The sequence below is a fragment of the Luteolibacter flavescens genome (assembly GCF_025950085.1).
Taxonomy (GTDB): Bacteria; Verrucomicrobiota; Verrucomicrobiia; order Verrucomicrobiales; family Akkermansiaceae; genus Haloferula; species Haloferula flavescens.
In genome coordinates, this window is the sequence record NZ_JAPDDS010000002.1 from 302,070 (window position 1) to 320,236 (window position 18,167).

Annotated in this window: 15 protein-coding genes; 8 read left to right on the forward strand and 7 right to left on the reverse strand. The window is 64.7% G+C overall.

The annotated features are described in order from the left end of the window. Positions 1-122 precede the first annotated feature (122 nt). Positions 123-809: a 3-keto-disaccharide hydrolase gene (locus tag OKA04_RS04855; RefSeq protein ID WP_264500005.1), complete on the forward strand. Its 687-nt coding sequence runs from the start codon at positions 123-125 to the stop codon at positions 807-809. Positions 810-1,697: 888 nt separating this feature from the next. On the opposite strand, the gene OKA04_RS04860 is transcribed toward OKA04_RS04855, so the two are convergent. Both OKA04_RS04860 and OKA04_RS04865 read right to left on the reverse strand, forming a co-directional pair. Then, positions 1,698-3,155: a UdgX family uracil-DNA binding protein gene (locus OKA04_RS04860; protein ID WP_264500006.1), complete on the reverse strand. Its 1,458-nt coding sequence runs from the start codon at positions 3,153-3,155 to the stop codon at positions 1,698-1,700. Next, on the reverse strand, positions 3,142-4,380 hold the full coding sequence (locus OKA04_RS04865; RefSeq protein ID WP_264500007.1) for a putative DNA modification/repair radical SAM protein: 1,239 nt from the start codon (positions 4,378-4,380) through the stop codon (positions 3,142-3,144). The genes OKA04_RS04860 and OKA04_RS04865 overlap by 14 nt, the downstream gene beginning before the upstream one ends. A gap of 143 nt (positions 4,381-4,523) precedes the next feature. Here OKA04_RS04865 and OKA04_RS04870 point away from each other — a divergent pair, with 143 nt between their 5' ends. The 3 genes from OKA04_RS04870 (at position 4,524) to OKA04_RS04880 (ending at position 8,163) form a co-directional block, all read left to right on the forward strand. Continuing rightward, entirely contained in the window at positions 4,524-5,258 is a 735-nt protein-coding gene (locus OKA04_RS04870; RefSeq protein ID WP_264500008.1) for a helix-turn-helix transcriptional regulator, read from the forward strand. 251 nt (positions 5,259-5,509) lie between these two features. After that, complete coding sequence (locus tag OKA04_RS04875; protein ID WP_264500009.1) at positions 5,510-7,099, forward strand: LamG-like jellyroll fold domain-containing protein; 1,590 nt, start codon at positions 5,510-5,512, stop codon at positions 7,097-7,099. After that, positions 7,096-8,163 (forward strand): hypothetical protein, encoded by a 1,068-nt coding sequence (locus OKA04_RS04880; RefSeq protein ID WP_264500010.1) that lies wholly within the window; start codon positions 7,096-7,098, stop codon positions 8,161-8,163. Before OKA04_RS04875 ends, OKA04_RS04880 begins: the two co-directional genes overlap by 4 nt. Before the next feature lie 15 nt (positions 8,164-8,178). Here OKA04_RS04880 and OKA04_RS04885 read toward each other — a convergent pair whose 3' ends face one another. Then, positions 8,179-8,916, reverse strand: a complete 738-nt coding sequence (locus OKA04_RS04885) for a copper homeostasis protein CutC (RefSeq protein ID WP_264500011.1) — start codon at positions 8,914-8,916, stop codon at positions 8,179-8,181. A 139-nt stretch (positions 8,917-9,055) separates the two neighbouring features. On the opposite strand from OKA04_RS04885, the gene OKA04_RS04890 reads away from it, so the two are divergent. After that, positions 9,056-9,649, forward strand: a complete 594-nt coding sequence (locus tag OKA04_RS04890) for a GNAT family N-acetyltransferase (protein WP_264500012.1) — start codon at positions 9,056-9,058, stop codon at positions 9,647-9,649. 12 nt (positions 9,650-9,661) lie between these two features. Here OKA04_RS04890 and OKA04_RS04895 read toward each other — a convergent pair whose 3' ends face one another. After that, positions 9,662-10,492: an LOG family protein gene (locus tag OKA04_RS04895; RefSeq protein ID WP_264500013.1), complete on the reverse strand. Its 831-nt coding sequence runs from the start codon at positions 10,490-10,492 to the stop codon at positions 9,662-9,664. Positions 10,493-10,652: 160 nt separating this feature from the next. Here OKA04_RS04895 and OKA04_RS04900 point away from each other — a divergent pair, with 160 nt between their 5' ends. The 3 genes from OKA04_RS04900 (at position 10,653) to OKA04_RS04910 (ending at position 15,047) form a co-directional block, all read left to right on the forward strand. After that, on the forward strand, positions 10,653-12,674 hold the full coding sequence (locus OKA04_RS04900; protein ID WP_264500014.1) for a hypothetical protein: 2,022 nt from the start codon (positions 10,653-10,655) through the stop codon (positions 12,672-12,674). Between the two features lie 75 nt (positions 12,675-12,749). After that, positions 12,750-13,931: a hypothetical protein gene (locus OKA04_RS04905; RefSeq protein WP_264500015.1), complete on the forward strand. Its 1,182-nt coding sequence runs from the start codon at positions 12,750-12,752 to the stop codon at positions 13,929-13,931. 9 nt (positions 13,932-13,940) lie between these two features. Then, positions 13,941-15,047, forward strand: coding sequence for a hypothetical protein (locus OKA04_RS04910; protein ID WP_264500016.1), 1,107 nt, complete (start codon positions 13,941-13,943; stop codon positions 15,045-15,047). Between the two features lie 7 nt (positions 15,048-15,054). Here the strand turns inward: OKA04_RS04910 and aroE are convergent, their stop codons facing one another. The 3 genes from aroE to OKA04_RS04925 form a co-directional block, all read right to left on the reverse strand. Further along, positions 15,055-15,951, reverse strand: coding sequence for a shikimate dehydrogenase (gene aroE, locus OKA04_RS04915; RefSeq protein WP_264500017.1), 897 nt, complete (start codon positions 15,949-15,951; stop codon positions 15,055-15,057). A gap of 64 nt (positions 15,952-16,015) precedes the next feature. Beyond that, positions 16,016-17,398: a porin gene (locus OKA04_RS04920; protein WP_264500018.1), complete on the reverse strand. Its 1,383-nt coding sequence runs from the start codon at positions 17,396-17,398 to the stop codon at positions 16,016-16,018. A 59-nt stretch (positions 17,399-17,457) separates the two neighbouring features. Further along, complete coding sequence (locus OKA04_RS04925) at positions 17,458-18,150, reverse strand: DUF4956 domain-containing protein (protein ID WP_264500019.1); 693 nt, start codon at positions 18,148-18,150, stop codon at positions 17,458-17,460. Positions 18,151-18,167 lie beyond the last annotated feature (17 nt).

Genomic DNA, 18,167 nt, shown 5'->3' on the forward strand with positions numbered 1-18,167 from the left:
CCGCTCCGGAAGCCCTATCCACCGGCCGCCACGCCTATCTTCCGCGTGACAGACTCCCCCGAGAAGGGGGCTTGGCGGCGCGCCATTCCGGGACGAGATAGTAGCCCACCATCATCATTATCATGAAATCGTCCGTTCTCCTTTCGCTCCTGTCCGTCGCCGCGCTCCACGCCCATGCCGGGGAAAAGCAGCTCTTCAATGGCAAGGACCTCACCGGCTGGGAGGGCAATCCCAAGCTGTGGTCCGTGGAAGACGGCGCTATCACCGGCAAGACCACCGACGAGGGCGAGACGAAGATTTCCCACAATACCTTCCTCGTCTGGAAGGACGGCACGGTGGGTGACTTCGAGCTGACCTTCAAATACCGCATCGAGAAGGGGAACAGCGGCGTGCAGTACCGCTCGAAGCTCCACGAGCCCGGCCCCTCCGGCCCGGTCGTCGGCGGATATCAGGCCGATTTCGAGGCGGGGAAGACCTACAGCGGCATCCTCTATGAGGAAAAGGGCCGAGGCATCCTCGCGAAACGAGGCGAGAAGACCGAGATCGGCGACGATGGAAAGCCGGTCGTCACCGGGAATGTCGGCGATACGAACGACATCCAGGCCGCCATCAAGGACGAGCAGTGGAATGACTACAAGATCATCGCGAAGGGGAACCACGTGCAGCACTTCATCAATGGCAAGCAGACCGTGGACGTGACCGACAAGGACGGGAAGAACGCGCCGAAGGAAGGCATCCTCGCCCTGCAGATCCACGCCGGTCCGGCGATGGTCGTGCAGTTCAAGGAGCTGGTGTTGAAGACGGAGTGAGGGGTCCGGGGGAGGGGAAGCCTTCCGTGACCGGGAGAAGGCTCGGCGCAGCGCGGATTCTTTAGCCTCCCCTCATCCTTTGTCCGTAGTTTCAGGGCCAAAGGCCCGGCCATCCCTCAGCCCGGGCCAACGGCCCGGGAAAAGGGTTCGAGAGCAGTGGCGCCCTGGAGGGCCGCGATACATGCCAGCGCCGCGATCCGTGTGCCCAGGCCGCATCATCGAAAGGCGGTGATTGTTTGCGCGCGAGGCGGAGATGCACCCGAGATGCACCCGATGTGCGCGAGGCGGTGGAGATCGTTTTCCGCCAATACCGGCCCAGCTCTTATCGCAGCCCTTCATTCTCTGTCCGCAGTTTCAGGGCCAAAGGCCCGGCTATCCCTCAGCCCGGGCCAACGGCCCGGGAAATGCGTCCGAGGAGCGTGGCGGCCTGAAGGGCCGCGATATGTGCCAGCGCTGCGATACGTGCCCGGTCCGCATCATCGAAAAGCGGCGATTGTTTGCGCGCGATGCGGCGATTCACCTGACATGCGGGAGGCGGTGGAGATCGTTTTCCCACGCGACCGGCCTATCTCCTATCGCGGCCCTTCAGGCCGCCAACCCGTGTCGGATCGCCAACCCCGGCCGATGGCCGGGGCTGAGGGATGGCCGGGCCTTTGGCCCTGAAGAATGGGATCGGCAGTGAAGAACAAGGTTGATCGTGAAGAATGAGGTTGGCCCTGAAGAGGGAGGTCGGCTCGGAGGGAGGTTGGTTCGGAAGTAGGAAGTCGGTTCGGAAGTAGGAAGTCGGTTCGGGAGAAAGAAGCTGGCCCTGAAGAATGGGAAAACGATTCGCAGATCCAACCGAAGTATCCACCACGACCGCGGTGTGGAACCCGACCTCCAAGTCTCCTAACTGCCACCCGCCGCCAGCTTCAGATCCGCGACGAACTGCCGGTATTCGGATTCCTTCCTTAGCTCATCCACCCGCAGGAGATAGGACGGGTGCACCGTGAGGATCACCCGCGATGCGACATGAGGCGCGGCGACGACCCCGCGATGCCTGGTGACTTTCACGCCTGACCCGAGCAGGGATCCGGCCGCTGTCCCGCCGAGGAGGATCACGATCTCCGGCGCGACCCGCGACAGCTCCGCGAGCAGCCACGGCTTGCATGCCTCGATCTCCCCGGCGGCGGGCTTCTGGTGCAGCCGCAGCTTCCCCCGCGGCGTCCACTTGAAGTGCTTCACCGCGTTCGTCACGTAGATGCCGGAGCGATCCAGACCCGCCTCTGCAAGCGCCTGATCCAGCAGCTTTCCCGCGGGGCCGGTGAAGGGGCGGCCTTCCAGGTCCTCGCGATCTCCCGGTTGCTCGCCCACGATCATGATGCGCGCATTGTCCGGCCCATCGCCCGTCACCGCCCCTGTGGCATGTTCCCACAGCGGACAATGGCGGCAGGCGTGGACCATGCGGTTCACGTCCGTCAGGCTGAGGTCGGCGACGTCAGCGGGATCTTCCGGCACTTCCACCGGCGCGGACCGCTCGCGCAGGTGATCGAGGTAGGCATTCACCGGGGCCCGCTTCACTTCGCGCAGCGGCGTCTCGATCATCGCCTGGCTGCGGCCGGAGCTCTGGCGCGAAAGTTCCTCGATCAGGTCGGCCTCCGGCAGGTTCTTCCAATAGCGCTTCGGCATTTCGGACTGCATCGCTTTCAGCTTCAGCCGTGCGGGATTGAAGATGCTGCGGTAGTAGGTCCGCCAGATGCCCTCCATCACGTCGGGGTCGTCGCACGGATTCCGCATGACGCCCGGCGTGAGCTGGAATTCCTCCGCGATCCAGTGCGCGCAACCTTTCGGCGTGAAGATGGACCAGTCCATGTTCGCGAAGCGCTTGCGGAAAAAGGGCGCTCCGGCCTCGACGATGTAGTGATCCGGCTCGAACCACGCGACGAAGCGCTCGCGCCCGTCCTCCGCCTCGCCGATCTTCCGGAAGCGGACGAAGGCGTGCATCTTGTGGATTTCGCGGCGCACGTTCTTCGCGAGCATCCTTGCCATTGCCACATCGGCATCGCTGGCGATTTCCATCAGCCGCCGCTCGCCGCCTTTCACAATGCGCCAGAGCAGCCGGTAGAGCAGCGCCCAGCGGCGGGTGTCGGCATGGCACGCGACGGTCTGCGCCAGCTCCACGAAGGCGGGTGGCACCGCGGGCGCTCCGCCCCGGCCCACAGGAGGCGCCAGCACCGGCGCGGACTCGAATAGGCTCGTCACCGGCGCTTCCCAGATCACCTCCGCCGGCGGGACATCCCGCGCCACGAGGCCGCGCGCGGCGGCACGCCACGTGGTAAAGGACTCGCCGGGGTCAACGCAGTGCATGGCCGAAGAGATCGAGCTGCACCGGCTTCGGGGCCAGCCGTGCGAGCAGACGGTCGGTATCCAGTCCCTCGCGCGCGGGGTGGTGGTCTGCCACGATGATGAAGGGCCGCACCTTTGGCAGCGAGATGCGCAGCCGCGCGAGGTCTGCCAGCCGCAGGAGGGTCAGGCGGCGGATGCCGAGCAGGCGGTCCACGTTCTTCACCCCGAGACCCGGGATGCGCAGCATCTGGTCGCGCGATGCTGTCTGGAGGTCGAGCGGGAATTCGTGGCGATTCCGCAGTGCCCACGCGAGCTTCGGGTCGAGGTGCAGGTCCAGGTTCGGATTCTCCGGCGTGAGGATCTCGGATGTACTAAATCCATAGTATCTCATCAGCCAGTCCGCCTGGTAGAGCCGGTGCTCCCGCATCAGCGGCGGGGCCGCGGGCGGCAGGATGGACGAGGGCTCCGGGATGGGGCTGAAGGCGGAATAATACACCCGCCGCAGCCGGTAGGCCCGGTAGAGCTCGTCGGACCGCGCGAGGAAGTCCGCATCCGTGGAAGGGTCCGCACCTACGATGACCTGCGTACTTTGTCCCGTCGCATGGCGCAGCTTCCGGTCCCCGCCGCGCTTGCGGTCCGCGGCATCGTCCAGCTTCACGCGGATGCGGCCCATCGCCTGCTTCGTGCGGCCCAGGTTCTTTTCCGGCGCGAGCCGGTCGAGGCCTTGCTGGGTGGGCAGCTCCAGATTGATGCTGATGCGGTCGGCATAGCGCGCCGCCTGTTCGATGAGTTCCGGCGATGCCTCCGGGATCGTCTTGAGATGGATGTAGCCGCGGAAGTCGTGCACCTCCCGCAGAGTGCGCGCCACATTCACCACCTGCTCCATCGTGTGGTCGGCGCTGCGGATGATGCCGGAGCTGAGGAAGAGCCCCTCGATGTAGTTCCGCTTGTAGAAATCCAGCGTGAGCCGCACCGCTTCCTCGGCGGTGAAGGCGGCGCGCCGCACGTTGCTCGACCGGCGATTGATGCAGTAGTGGCAATCGTAGAGGCAGCGGTTCGTCAGGAGGATCTTCAGCAGCGAGATGCACCGGCCGTCCGGCGCGTAGCTGTGGCAGATGCCCGCGCCGCCGGTGGACCCCACGCCGGTCCCGCCGAGCGAATCGCGCTTCGTCGCCCCGGAGCTGGCGCAGGAGGCGTCATACTTCGCGGCGTCGGCGAGGATGGAGAGCTTTTGATCGAGATCCATGGTGGTCAGGCGAATACTAGTTCACTTGAACTAGCGCGCGAGCAAAAGTTGGTCCCGCGGGGGTCCTGTTAGAGCGGCAGTTTGCACGACCGTTGCACTCAACTTGAACTCGGTCCGATCAGTCGTTAGATTGCTCATCTCCCATGGAACGTCTGCGGCATTCCGACTACCGGCGCTTGCTCGACTTTGTCGCAGCACTGCAAGAGCCGATCGAGTCCGGCACCTTCGGCGAAAAGATCGTGGCGCTCACCGCGGAGCTGCTACCCGGGGCCACCATCGCCTTCGACCAGATCCGCGAGTCGGACAATCACTACACCATCGACCACAATGTGCCGCTGGATCTGCCCGAGCAGATGCGGATGGCCGCGCGAATCCGTGACCTGTATCGGGAGAATCCCGTCTATAATTACATCCAAGGCGGCGGCACCGGCCCCGTGGTCGATATCGCGGACCTGATGCCGCGCCGCAGGTTTCAGAAGACGGACTTCTATCAGGACATCTTCCGCCCCTACGGCATCGAGCACCAAGTGAATGTGTTGCTCTCCCGTGAAGGCTGGATCAATGCCCTCACAATCAACCGTGATAAGGCGATCGACGGCCGCTCAAAGACCCTGCTCGCGCTGGCCAGCCGGCACATCCGCCTTGCCCACAGGCAGGCCTGCCTCACGGATAGCCTGCGCCGCGGCGGTACGGAGGAGTCGCTCACGCCGCGCGAGCAGGAAGTTTTCCGCTGGCTCCGCGAAGGGAAACGGAATTCCGAGATCGGCATCATCCTCGGCTGCTCGCCCCGCACCGTGGACAAGCATGTCGAGAATATCCTGCGAAAGACCGGCGCGGAGACGCGGACCGCGGCGGTCCGCATGGCGCTTGGCGAGTGAGTGGGTCGTACGCCATCCTGCGTATTTCCCCGGGGCTGGTTTTTTCCGATCCTGCGAGGGTTCATCCATGGCCCTCCTGACAGTTCATCTTTTCCCCTCCCGGAAGATTCTCCGGGGAGGCCACGGGCGAATGTCCGGCATCACCGCTTGACCCGCGTCGTCCGCCATCTGCTCAAACCGGCGGACGGCGCGGAATGCCGGATGCGCGCATGCATGCATGTGCGCAAGCACGCAAGCCACCTCCGCCCTCCATGATCCGCTCCTTCATCCTCACCGCTGCCCTTTCCATCACGGCAGCCGTCTCCACGACCCTGGCCGGGATCACGACGCCGCAGGGGATATGGCAGTTGAATGGGAGCTTCTCAGGCACGCTGCCATCCTACCCGGCGCTCGATGCTTCCACACTGGTGAGCGGCACGGACTACAGCTTCGCCACGGACGGCAGCGGCTACCAGTATCTCCAGACGCAGCCCTTCATCAGCCCGTCCCAGCGCCTCATCGTGAATCACGGCGTGGCCCCGAATGGTGGCCCGGGCGCGACGCGGGTGAACCAGTGGACCATCGTGATGGACGTGAAGCTGGATGCGCTCCAGCCCTACGCCGGACTGATCCACTTCAATCCGCTGAACAACACCGACGTCACCATCTACGTCCTCTCCGCAAACAATATCACCGGCAGCCTGAATGGCGGGCTGAGCGCCACGAATGCCATCTCCGTGAATACCTGGTACCGGATGGCCATCACCTGCGGGAACGATGGCAATGGCAGCGGAACGACCATGAAGCTCTACCTGAATGGCGTGCCGAATGGAACCCCGCGCACCACGTCCTTCGACGGACTTTTCTCGCTGCAGTCGTCCTTCCTGCTTTTCTCCGACAATACGGCGGGAGGCACGGAGCTGAAGCCCGCCAAGCTCGGCTCGCTCGGCTTCTGGGCCGAGGAACTCAGTGCCGCGGACATCGCCGCGCTCGGCGGACCCGTGCCGCAGGGCATCGTGCTGCCCACGCCCACCACCATCGCCGCGGCATCACCGCATGCCTATGGGGCGAATATCGGATGGATCCACGCGGGTGCCTCCTACCATGGCGTGGTGGCGGGCGAATATGCTTTCTCCGGTCACGCTTACTCGGCGAATTGCGGATGGATCAATTTCGGCAGCGGCTCCCCGGCCAATGGCATCCGCTACTCGAATGCGAACGGAGCGGACAGCGGTGTGAACCACGATGGGGCGGGCAATCTCTCCGGCCTCGCATGGGGGGCGAATATCGGCTGGATCAACTTCGGCACCGACGCGACCGGAGCACCCCGGCCGACCAGCGATGCGAACCGGCCACGGCTGGATCTCATGACCGGGCAGTTCACCGGCTACGCGTACGGAGCGAATGTCGGCTGGATCAACCTGTCCCAGCTCAGGACCGAGACGCTGCATTCCCCGGACACCGATGGCGATGGCATCGCCGATGCCTGGGAGCGTGAGAAATTCGGCAATCTCACCGCGGCCAATGCAACGAGCGATACGGATGGCGATGGCATCTCCGACCTCGACGAACACATCGCGGACACAAATCCGAACGACCCCGCCAGCCGCCTGAGGATCGTGAGCCAGCAGGTGAGCTTCTTTCCGAACGAGGGCTATAACCGGTGGGACGCGACCTTCACCAGCTCGCCGCGTCGGCTCTACCGCTACCAGGCCTCCGCAAATCTCGGTGCCACGCCGTGGGAAAACGCGACCGCGCTTTTCCCGGGCTCCCAAGGCGTCACCACATCCGCCGGGGCAGATGTGCAGCCCTCGCCGAGGAATTTCTTCCGTGTGCAAGCCGTGAAACCCCTCCAGCCATGATCCGACTTCTCCTCACCCTCTCATCCGTCTTTCTCCTCATCCTGCCTGCAGGTGCGCAGGGTCCGCTCGCCCCGCCTGCGGGACCGCCCGCGGCAGGCATGAAGTCGCTGCAGGAACTGTGGGACAAGGTGAACAGCCAGCCTGTGGACAAGCGCACCCCGATCTCCGGGTCCGTCGAACTCGTCACACCGGGGTCCTACTATCTCACGCAAAACATCACATCGGCGAGCGGCACTGCCATCACCATCTCCGGAGTGGGGATCACGCTCGACCTGAATGGCTTCACCATTGACGGGCGAAACAATGCCAACGGCCGCGGGATCGTTCTGGTCTCCAGCGCCCGTTCCACACGCATCATGAATGGCAATATCCTGGGAGGGGTCACCCGGAGCGGGAGTGTCTTCAGCGCCGGCACCTTCGTGGGCATTTCAGGTTCGAATGGCGCGAGCGGACTCACCATCGAACGGCTATGCATTTCCGGCGCGAGGCATGGGATCGACGTGAAGGTGGTCGTCGGCAGCGTGGTGAAGGATTGCGCGGTGAGCCTGTGCAGCTCTCATGGCATCCGCGCGGGGACTGTCACCGGAAGCAGCGCATTCCTTTGCGAGACCACCGGCATCGAGGGCGATACGGTGAGCGGCTGCACTGCGGAATCCCTCGGAGCCGGTTCGTCGGGGGTGCCTGCGGGCATCCGTGGCGGGCAAGTCACGAATTGCACTGCGAAGAATATCGGCACCAGCGGCATGGCCATCAGCGCCGATAATGTCACCGACTGCGTGGCGGTGCACAGCGGCACGGGCATCGGCATCTACGCCGACGTGGTCTCCAACAGCAAGTCCACCGCGACATCGGGCACCGCCATCAGCGGCACCTCTATCACGAATTGCGTCGCCACCTCGACGAATGGCTCCCCGGCGATCGCGGCTGACAATGGCACGGTGGCAAATTGCCGCGGCTCCACCTACGCGGGCGGCATCGCGATCAGTGCCCTCGTCGCCACCGGTTGCGTCGTTCCCTCCGGCCAATCCATCAATGCGACGGTGAAGGAGAACTGCGTGCCCTGATTCCCGCAGCGGTAATCAGCCGCCCAAGGCCGCGCGTGCCGCGGTGATCAGTGCGACGTCCGCCACGCGGCGCTCGTACTCGCCCGGGACGGTGAGCGCGCCCATCGGGACCTCCGGGCGGCGGTGGGTCATGGGGCTCTGCTGCAGGCTGCGGGCGGAGAGGTGGATCTGGTTCGCACCGGTGCGGCGGATCACTTCGGCCACGTGCTCCGGCTTGATGCCGCCGCCGGGCAGGATGTCGAGGCGGTCGCTCGCCTGCTGGACCAGCGCGGCGATGGGATCGAGGGCATCCATCACGGAGGGGGCACCGCCGCTGGTCAGGATGCGCTCGAAGCCAAAATCCGCCAGCGTCTCCAGCGCGGCAGGCAGGTCCACGCAGACATCGAAGGCGCGATGGAAGACGGCGGGAAATCCTTCACAGGCCTCGACCAGCGTCTCGATCGCGGCGAGGTCCAGCGAGCCATCAGGAGAGAGGCAGCCGAAGACGACCGCATCCGCGCCGAGGTCGCGGGCCAGCTCGATATCCGCGCACATGGCGGCGATTTCCTCCGGCCGGTAAACGAAGTCCCCACCGCGCGGGCGGATCATCATGGCGATCTCGCCGGGGAAGCAGTCGCGTGCCTGGACCAGCATGCCGGCGCTGGGCGTGAGGCCGCCTTCGGTGAGCGAGGCGCAGAGTTCGATGCGGTCGGCACCCGCCTCGGCACAGGCGAGGACGGAGTCGAGGGAGTCGACGCAGATTTCGAGAAGCATGGGATCGAGATGGAGCGGGGATCGAGGAGCCGTTGGGAAAAGGCGGGCGGCAGGCATCTACCATCGCGGATCGGCCACCGGCCATCCTGAAAAAACTCGCGGATGGCCAAGGCGGCGGCGGTGCGCTTGGATGGCGGTGATGACTCCCGAGCGACTGGAGCTTCTCTTGCGCGATGGCACCGCGGTGGTGGCGCGTCCGCTGACGCCGGCGGACCGCGCCTATGTGGCGGATGGCTACCGGCTGCTGTCCCCGGAGGCGCGCTACCAGCGCTTCTGGGTGAGGCAGGGAGAGATCATCGGAGATGCGATGCTGAATCGCCTGCTGACGGACCAGCTTCCGAAGCACGCGATCTGGACCGTCTTCGATCCCACGCGCGAGGGCTTCCCCGGTCTCGGCGCGGCGAGCTTTTGGAGGTCCGAGAGCGACCCGACCGACGCGGAAATCTCCGTGACCGTGATGGACGCGGACCAGGGCCGCGGCGTGGCGACGCTGCTGCTGTCCATCCTCTGGCTGGTGGCCTTCCGCTGCGGCATCGAGACCTTCACCGGCTACACCATGCCCGAGAATACGCGGGCGCTGCGATGGATGCGGAATACCGGCGCGGCAGGCGAGTGGGACGGCTACAATGCGGTCTTCCGCTGGAAGCTCGCGGATCTGGACGCGATCCCGGCCACACCCGCCGGGGCGGATCTCGCCGCGCGGCTGGCGGAGCTTTCCCCGCGGATGCTGTAGGGTCTCCCTCCGTCAGATCGCAGGCTTGGCTACGGCCTTCTCGCCCATGAGCGGGCTCGGCTTCGGGAGCTTCTGGCGGCGCAGGCCGAATTGCCTCACCGCGTGCCGCTGGAGGTGCGCGATGGCGTCCGCCACGTCATCGGTGAAGAAGATCAGGTCCGGGTCTCCCGGGCTGATCATTCCCTCGTCGGCCATGTGATAGACGAGGTCCATGAGCGGCTTCCAGTAGTCCTTGCCCATCAGGATAATGGGGAAGTTCCGGATCTTCCCGGTCTGGATCAGGGTCATGGTCTCGAACATCTCGTCCAGCGTGCCCGCGCCGCCGGGCAGCACGACAAAGGCGTAGGAATACTTGATGAGGATGGTCTTGCGCGTGAAGAAGTAGCGCATGGTCACCGAGCGGTGGACATAGGGATTGAGGTGCTGCTCGAAGGGCAGCTCGATATTCACCCCGATGGACCGGCCGCCGGCTTCGAAGGCCCCCTGGTTCCCCGCCTCCATGATGCCCGGCCCGCCGCCCGTGATGACGGTGAAGCCGAGCTTCGCGATCTCCGCGCCCATCTCGCGCGCCATTTCGTAGTAAGTCGTCCCCGGCTGGGTCCGCGCCGAGCCGAAGATGGTCACCGCCGGCCCCACGAAGTGCAGCGTGCGGAATGCCCGCATGAAATCCAGGCCGACCCGGAAAATGGTGCCCAGATCGTGCAGCCGGGACCGCGGCCCGGCGAGGAATCCCCGCTCCGGGATCTCCAGCTCGAAGCGCTCCTCCTCCCGGATCGCCTCCGGGCTGATGGCATGCTCCGCAGTGGGTTGTGGCAGGTCCGGGCAGTCGGGCGGCGGCGTCATGATGGCACTCTCTAACACGGCAATCCAGCCCGTGCCACGGGGAATCCCCGGCTTCCGCCATGCAACGAATCCTTGCGTTCACCCCTCGCTTGCAGACGCTGCGCATGTCAACTCGCTCAAGTTATCACTGCTTGCCCCTCCAATCATCGGACGACTACTCATGAAAATTTTCACCACCTTTGTGATCGCATGGCTGGGCTTGGTCGCGCACCTGTCCGCACAGAATGTGGCCATAGGCCCGAATCTGGAGATCCGCGAGAATCTTGAATCGGCTGCCCTATTGGCTTTCGCCACCGAGTCCACGAAGACCTATCAGTTCGAGATTTCGGCTGACCTTACGAACTGGGACAAAGAAGGTTATGCTTTCAGGGGCACCGGTGGCCGGATGATGGTGAAGCTTTCGAATCGCGGACTGACGTCTGCCTACTTCAGGCTGAAGGATGATGCCCCGGCAGGAGATGCCGCGCCTTATGGCCCTTACGGTCCTTACGGGCTCTCATCTTGGAATGGGGAGAGCGGTGGCGGTGGCACGGGCTACGTTCCAGAGCCACGGGAGCTTGTTTCGCCGCCCATGTTGCCCCGCACCCAGGGCCGCATCCTGGCGAACCGCTTGAGTGGAGGGGCGAAGGCGTTCCGTCTGAGCTGCCTCTTGCTTGGTGACTCCTACGTCGTGGACCTCAGGCATATCCTCGACTCGCAGGTCGCCCCGGTCCGGGAGCTTGGCTTTGGCCCGACGGCAATCGTCGAGGCAGGTGCGATCAGGGAGCTCGGTCGCTTCGACCTGATGCCTACCGGTACGGTCTGGAGGCTCAATGACACGGGACAATCGGTGCAATTCTCGCACGAGATCGAGGCCTATCGCGTGAAAGTCTTCTACTCCACCGTTGCCGACGGTGGGTCCTTCACCCTCGAAACTAGCACGTCCGGCGGTTCTTGGACTCCGGTTCCGGGAGCGGAGTCGGTCTCCACGGCATCCGGCGGAGGCGTCGGGGCAGGGGTCTTCAGCTACGACTTCAGCACCACCGAACGCCGTCGCGTGCGTGCCAAGTGGGCTTCGGGCACGGTCCGCATCCTCGGCTTTGTCCTGTCGGACATCCGGGACAATGCCTCGGTCAACCGTGGCGGATGTGCGGTCCATGATCTGGCGCAGGGGAATATCGAGGTCTTTCGTGGAAGTGAAACTCCCCAGGTGGTCTGGAACACGATCCTGCAGAATATCCAGCCTGACTTCTGCACCTACAAGGCACTGGATGAGTGGAGGCCGGTCCAAGTTAACGAATACTACGAGAAGGCCCAGCAGGCATGGCCGATGGATTGGGTCATGGTCTCACGACATCCGATGAATGCTTCTTCCTACCCCCCGAATGCATCGGGAGTGGCCTTGGTTACCGAAGACATTGCCTTGAGGGACTTCGCCGTGACCAAGGGGCAGCTTTTCATCAATGCGCGCACCATGTTTCCCGACATGGCGTCCATGATCAGTCTCGGTCTGGCTGTGGATGGCGACGTGCATCTGACCGCCTTGGGAAACCACTATCAGAATCAGGTCATCATGGAGGTATTGTCGGCCGCCTTGAAGCCTGCCGCGGAGAGCTTCGGGCTCACGACGCGGCCGGACTTCGAGTACGGTGCCCGCTATCGCCGCAATGCCCTGGGAATCGTGGGTGCCGCGGGTCCCCAGATGATGCTGGACCTGTGGACCAGCGTGAACAGCGGGGCCAACTACCGGCCGATGTTCGGGATTTCAAAGCTGGATGACGTGGAAACGATCGGGCTGCACAGCGGACCGGCCAACCGCTGCTTCGCAATCATCGGGAACGGTGGCCGGATGATTTGGAACAATTCGAACTCCGGATGGGGCAACGGGCTCCCGTCCGCTACCCGCGTGGCAAGCGCAGGCGCTGAATTTTATGCCGGAGATCGCACGGGGATGGCTCCCCTTGCAGTATCTGCGACGAGTTCGCACACCGGGGATGTCTTCGCTGTTTACAAGGATGCCAGTGCCGGTTCCTCCGGAACGCGTGCCGCCGGCATCTCAAAGGATGGTTCGGCCGAGTTCGCGAGATTGAAGGCCGACCTGCCTGTCTTCCCGGATCATGCGGGAGCTGATTCGGATGGGAACTTGAAGTCGGGACAATTCTACAAACTCACGGGAGACCGCGCGGTCTATCAGAAGCCATAACTCGCCCCGGATGGTGCCGCCTGCCGTCTAAAGCTTGCGGCTGGCCGGTCCCGCGGACAACTTCCCACCAACGGAATGCTGCCTCACAGGAAACGAAAAGCACTCAATCAGGGTGGAGCCAAGCCGCACGGGGAAATCGAAGTCCGTGTGATCGAGGGTGCCGGAGACGATTCAACGCCCGCCTACAAGCTCGAGGCTGAAGCCGAGGTGGAGCAGTTACCGAGACCGAGGCCCGAGCCGGCCATGGAGCCGGAACAAGGGATCCGCATCGGCATGGGCCCCAGCGTCCGCCGGACGACTGCCGAGTCCCTTGAATTCGAGCGGCCGCGGGAAGCCCAAATCCATCGTCTGGAGACGGACGAGGAGTCGCAGGCACCCGTGCAGGCCCGCGCGATGAGCGAGATGGAGCCGGCTGCTCCCTATGTTCCTGAGACCGTGGTGAAGCAGCGGAATCTCGCCGCCTGGACCGTGGGAATGGGAATCGGCACCGTGGCCCTGGCCGTCCTCGCTGTCCTGGCGATGAAGAAGGACGCCGCCCCGCAGGAGGATGTGCCGAGCATCTTCGTCACCGAGGATTCCTTCGGCGAGAGCAAGACCTACTTCCTGGAAAACATGCCCGCCCTGACCCGGGAGGCCGAGGCACTGCTGAAGAAATACACCGAGGCGAAGTCGCCCGAGGAGGTGCTGCCGCTGGTGCGGGATGCCGCCCGTGTGACGGACCGCCTCAAGGATCTCTGGAAGCCGATGGCGCTGATCTCGACCACCCAGCCGGTCGAGGCGCTGCTCTCCGAGAGCGAAGACCGCCCGGCCCTCGTCTTGCGCGGCGTCACCACGGATTTCCTCCCCTTCGAGATGGCTTTCATCCGCGATGACGGTCGCCTGAAGATCGATTGGGAAGCCAGCAATGGCATCGGTGATGTGCAGCTTTCCGAACTGCGGAAGTCCCAGGCGATCGTGAAGAGCACGAAAGTCCGCGTGGTGGTGCAGCCGGGGAATTTCTACACCACGGAATTCCCGGAAACCGACTACCGCTCCTACCAGTTGGTCGATGCGGCCAAGGAGGAATTCGTATGGGCCTTCGTGCGGAGGTCCTCGTCCGCCGCGGCCGTTCTCGAGCGTGAGTTCAATGAAAGCTCGGTGCTGATGGAGAAGTCCGCGGGGTTTTCCGCCACGCTGCGGATCTCCGGTCCCTTGAGCCAGGGCGTCCATTTCTTCGAAATCACGGAGATGCTTCACAAAGGCTGGGTCAGCCCGTAACCAAGGGCCGTGAGCGATACTTCCGGTGCCTGGTTCCACTGCTCCCGCTGCGGCGCGCTTTTCCACGCTGCTGCGGCGGCCGGGCAGCGTGGTGCCTGCCCGGAGTGCGGGGGAGATCCCGTCACGGGTGCCGCCGCCGGGGCCAATGTCGCGGAGACCGCCGCGCCCGTCCGCGTCCGCCGCAAGGTGCGCAAGCCGAAGGACCCCTCCGGCCAATCGAAGCGCCGCCGCCGGGGCAGTGGCAAGAAAGCCCGCGCCCTCGCCATCTTCGTGGTCCTCTGGGCCCTCGCCCTCGGTGGCACTGCCATCATGGTGAAGAAATTGCGTCCGGATGCCGACGAGAACTATGCCGTGGTGGACACGGTGGAATTCGGCGGCCAGGCGCTGGCCGACTCCCAACTTCTCCAGGACAAGATCGAGGGCTGCCGCACCCGTCTCATGGAGTTCCTCGCCGCTACGGACATCAGCGGCCAGACGCCCCATGTCCTGCGCGCGGACAAGATCCTGCCAGAGATGGCCAGGGCCCAGCAGTACACGCCGATATTCCCCTCGCGGGCCGAGTATTCCACCATCTTCCAGAACGTCATCCACACGCCTGGGGGCAGCGCGATCGAGGTGGTGGCGCAGGAAATGGATGACGGGAAAAAGGTCGAGGCCGTTTTCTTTGAGGAAGAAGGCGAGTGGAAGATCGACTGGCACGACTACACCCGCGCGAACAGCGCCCCGTGGCCGCTTTTCCTGGCGGAAAAGGGGGATGCCGAGGGCACCTTCCGCGTGCTCGCCCGCGAGCGCATCGGTGCCGGTGGCCGCGATCCCTCCTACATCGGGCTGGTGCTCTACACCCCGCGCCCGGGAAATCCGGGAGAAGCGGTCGCCCCATCGCCGGAGGTCAGGGTCGAGCGCTCGTCGGAGATCGGCCGGGCCATCGAGCAGGCTTTCGCCGACCGGGCAAAGGGACTCGCTCCCTACGGCAGCGGTGTCACGAAATACGATCCCGACGAAATGATCCGCCTGCACGTGCGCATGACCCGCGAGGGCGAGGTGGAGCGCGTTTTCCAGATCACCGAGCTGATCGGCACCCACTGGATGGAGTTGCCGCCCACGTCGGCGAAGTGACCGCCGCTCAACCCGCGGCCAGCCCGTGGCGCATCGCTGCGACGGGATCCGTTCCGGGGAACCAGATCTGGAATGCCTTCACTCCCTGGTGGAGCAGCATTTCACGGCCGGTCCCGACCTTCGCCCCGGCTGCCGCTGCAGCCTGCTGGAAGGCGGTGCCCGGACGGTAGATCGTATCGTAGGCCGAGTGCCGCGAGGTGAAGTATGCAGCAGGCACGGGCGAGGGATCGCTCTCCTTCAGGCCGAGCGAGGAGGTATTCACGATCAGGTCGGCGGACTTCGCCCACGCTTCCAGACGCGGGTCATCCAGCCCGGCGGTGAGGATTTCCACGCCCCCGTGATTTGCCCGGATGCGGTCTGCCAGTTCCTCGATCTTCTCCACGCTGCGGTTCGCCAGGATCAGGCGGGCCACGCCCTGCCGAGCGCAGTGGACGGCGATCGCGCCACCGGCCCCGCCACCTGCCCCGGCGATCAGGACTGAGGCGCCTCCCAGCGGGAGGCCCAGCGTTTCGCGCGCCGCCTCCTCGAAGCCGTACCCGTCGGTATTGAATCCCCGTGTCGCATCCGCGTCGAAGCGCACCGTATTCACCACGCCCATCTCCGCGGCCCCGGCGTCCACCTCGTCGCACGCCGCCAGTGCCTCGAACTTGTGCGGCACCGTCACATTGCACCCGGCGAAGCCCAGCTCGCGCATCCGGCGAAAGGTCTCCGCCACCTGCCCGGGCTCCACCTCGACCTTGATGTAGCGGGCATCGATCCCCGCCTCATCCAGCGCGGGCTGGTGCATGCGCGGGGACAGCGAGTGCGCGACCGGGTGGCCGATCACCGCCAGCCGTGCCGGCTTGTCATGACCGGCATCCAGCCGTTCGCGGGACGTGAGGTCGTCGGGGGAATACAGGCTCATGGGCAAAGAAAAAGCGCGCCCACCATGGCGGGCGCGCTGCGGTCGTCAATCCGTGGCCGCGAGGTCAGAAGGACGTGCGGACGGCGAGCTGCCAGGTGTAGGCCTTGATCTCGCTGCGGCGCGTGGTCAGGTCGTCCAGCGAGAAGCCGCCCATCACCTTCACCCGGTCCCGGCAGAGGTGCCAGTTCAGGCCCGCGTAGAGGTAGTGGTGCTCGTTGCCGCGGCCATTGTCCACGTCCACCATCGGGTTCTCGTGCTCGGCGCGCACGTAGCGCACCGGCAGTTGCAGGCCCTGCGACTCCGGCGAGCTGGCATACTGGTACTGCACCACGGCCTGGAGCTTGTCCTCCACGATCCAGTACCACGGCATTACCACGAAGCCGTGGAAGTCCCCCTGGCGGCGCGTGATCGGTGCGCTGATGCCGCCGCCATTGTCGCCATAGATGGCCTCGGCGATCACGCCCCAGTGCTTTTTCTTGTAGATCGCGGAGAAGGCGGATGCCCAGCCGTAGCCGAGCGCGTCGTCATTCCCGTCGTGATTGTTCTGCGTGTAGTCCAGCACCAGCTTCAGGTTCTTCGATGCGCGCCACTCCAGGCTGCCGTAGAAAAACTGGCCCTCGCCCCAGCCGGCGATGAAATCGGAGTCGTCCTCGGCGCTGAACATCCCGAGCGTCAGGTCCCAGTCGCCCTTGTCCAGCTCCAGCGTCACGCCTGTCGGGCGGCTGGCATCGCCACCCACCTTGTCCGCGATGGCGGAGCGCTCGATGGTGTAGATCTCGTTCGAGGACATGTGGACTTCCTCGGTCATCTTCAGCTTCATCCGGCCGTACTTCAGCTTGATGCCGTCCAGCCATCCGTCGCCGAAGGCCTCGCCGATGTCGAACTCCAGCGACACCTCGTCGAAGCGGTCGTAGCCCCACTCCAGCTCGTTGAAGAAGTCGTCGCGGAAGCGCCGGTCATTCACCAGGTTCACGTTCACCTCGGCCACGAAGTGCTTCAGGAACTGCGTCTTCGTCTCGAGCCGGAGCCTGCGATACTCGTCGTAGGTGTCGTTGAAGTCCGTGCCATTCACATCCGTCCCCTCCATCGAGGCGATCTGGTAGTGGAAGCGACCGCCGACCTCGAAGGACTGGATCCACCGGTTCTTCGGGTCGTTGTAGAGCAGGCCGGGGTCATTCTGCAGCCACTCGCACCAGTTCCCGTTGTTGGTGGCGGGCGGTGGCACGGCGAGGTCCGGCGCGTCCTTGGCACTGGCGGTCGATGTATCGGCTGCCGGTGCGGTGGCCTCGTTCGACTTGTCCTTGTTCTTCTTCTTTTTCTTCTTCTTGCCGCCGCCGTCGGGCTTCGCGGCGGACTCGGCAGCAGGCTCCGCCGCTTGGGCGGTGCAGGGCAGGGCCAGCGGCCCGGCGAGACAGGAGAAGAGCAGGAGCTTGGGAAAGGCTTTCATCGGAAATGGAGTCATGGGTTTCGCCACGCGCGGCTCCGGACCGGCGGGCAGGGCGGTCATCACATGTCGAGCTCGTTGCCCGTCGGCGTCAGGATCACGCGGTTGTTCCCGCAGACCAGGTGCAGCGCCTCCAGCAGCTTGGGCGTACTGGCGCCGACCTTGAGCTGCATGCCGTAGCGTAGCTCCGTCATCATCCCGGCCTGGGCGGACGACACGCTGACGAGCTGCACGCGGTCGGTGAATTGGTCGAAGACCGGCTGGAGCAGTTGCTCGAAGTCCATGTCGCTCGTCATCCGCAGTGTCAGCATGTGCGACGCGCGGCGCGGGGCGAAGGCATCCATCTTCGTCAGGATATACACGGCAGTGCCCACGATGGCGGTGATGATGATCGCCATGGCGAACTGCCCCGCACCCACCACCATGCCGATGGCCATGGCGAAGAAAACGAAGGCGAGGTCCCGCGATTGTCCCAGCGTGCGGCGGAAGCGGATGACGGAGAAGGCGGCGAACATGCCGAAGGCGATCGCGCCATTTCCCGCCACCACCATGATCAGGATGGTGGTCACCACGCCGATCATGATCAGCGTCTGGACGTAATCCTGGGAGTAGCGGGTGCCCTTGTAGGTCTTCCGGTAGAGGGCGGCGATGGCGAGGTTCAGGGCCAGGCTGATGCCCATGGCGAGGGCGACTTTATCGGGGCTGGGGGTGCCGGCGGTGACTCCGCCGAAGTTCAACAGGTCTTCTAATGTCATCTTGATACTGGGAGAGG

Coding starts and splice junctions, on each gene's coding strand:
- OKA04_RS04855 (WP_264500005.1), top strand. CDS start 123: ATGAAATCGTCCGTTCTCCTTTCGCTCCTGTCCGTCGCCGCGCTCCAC.
- OKA04_RS04860 (WP_264500006.1), bottom strand. CDS start 3,155: ATGCACTGCGTTGACCCCGGCGAGTCCTTTACCACGTGGCGTGCCGCC.
- OKA04_RS04865 (WP_264500007.1), bottom strand. CDS start 4,380: ATGGATCTCGATCAAAAGCTCTCCATCCTCGCCGACGCCGCGAAGTAT.
- OKA04_RS04870 (WP_264500008.1), top strand. CDS start 4,524: ATGGAACGTCTGCGGCATTCCGACTACCGGCGCTTGCTCGACTTTGTC.
- OKA04_RS04875 (WP_264500009.1), top strand. CDS start 5,510: ATGATCCGCTCCTTCATCCTCACCGCTGCCCTTTCCATCACGGCAGCC.
- OKA04_RS04880 (WP_264500010.1), top strand. CDS start 7,096: ATGATCCGACTTCTCCTCACCCTCTCATCCGTCTTTCTCCTCATCCTG.
- OKA04_RS04885 (WP_264500011.1), bottom strand. CDS start 8,916: ATGCTTCTCGAAATCTGCGTCGACTCCCTCGACTCCGTCCTCGCCTGT.
- OKA04_RS04890 (WP_264500012.1), top strand. CDS start 9,056: ATGACTCCCGAGCGACTGGAGCTTCTCTTGCGCGATGGCACCGCGGTG.
- OKA04_RS04895 (WP_264500013.1), bottom strand. CDS start 10,492: ATGACGCCGCCGCCCGACTGCCCGGACCTGCCACAACCCACTGCGGAG.
- OKA04_RS04900 (WP_264500014.1), top strand. CDS start 10,653: ATGAAAATTTTCACCACCTTTGTGATCGCATGGCTGGGCTTGGTCGCG.
- OKA04_RS04905 (WP_264500015.1), top strand. CDS start 12,750: ATGCTGCCTCACAGGAAACGAAAAGCACTCAATCAGGGTGGAGCCAAG.
- aroE (WP_264500017.1), bottom strand. CDS start 15,951: ATGAGCCTGTATTCCCCCGACGACCTCACGTCCCGCGAACGGCTGGAT.
- OKA04_RS04920 (WP_264500018.1), bottom strand. CDS start 17,398: ATGAAAGCCTTTCCCAAGCTCCTGCTCTTCTCCTGTCTCGCCGGGCCG.
- OKA04_RS04925 (WP_264500019.1), bottom strand. CDS start 18,150: ATGACATTAGAAGACCTGTTGAACTTCGGCGGAGTCACCGCCGGCACC.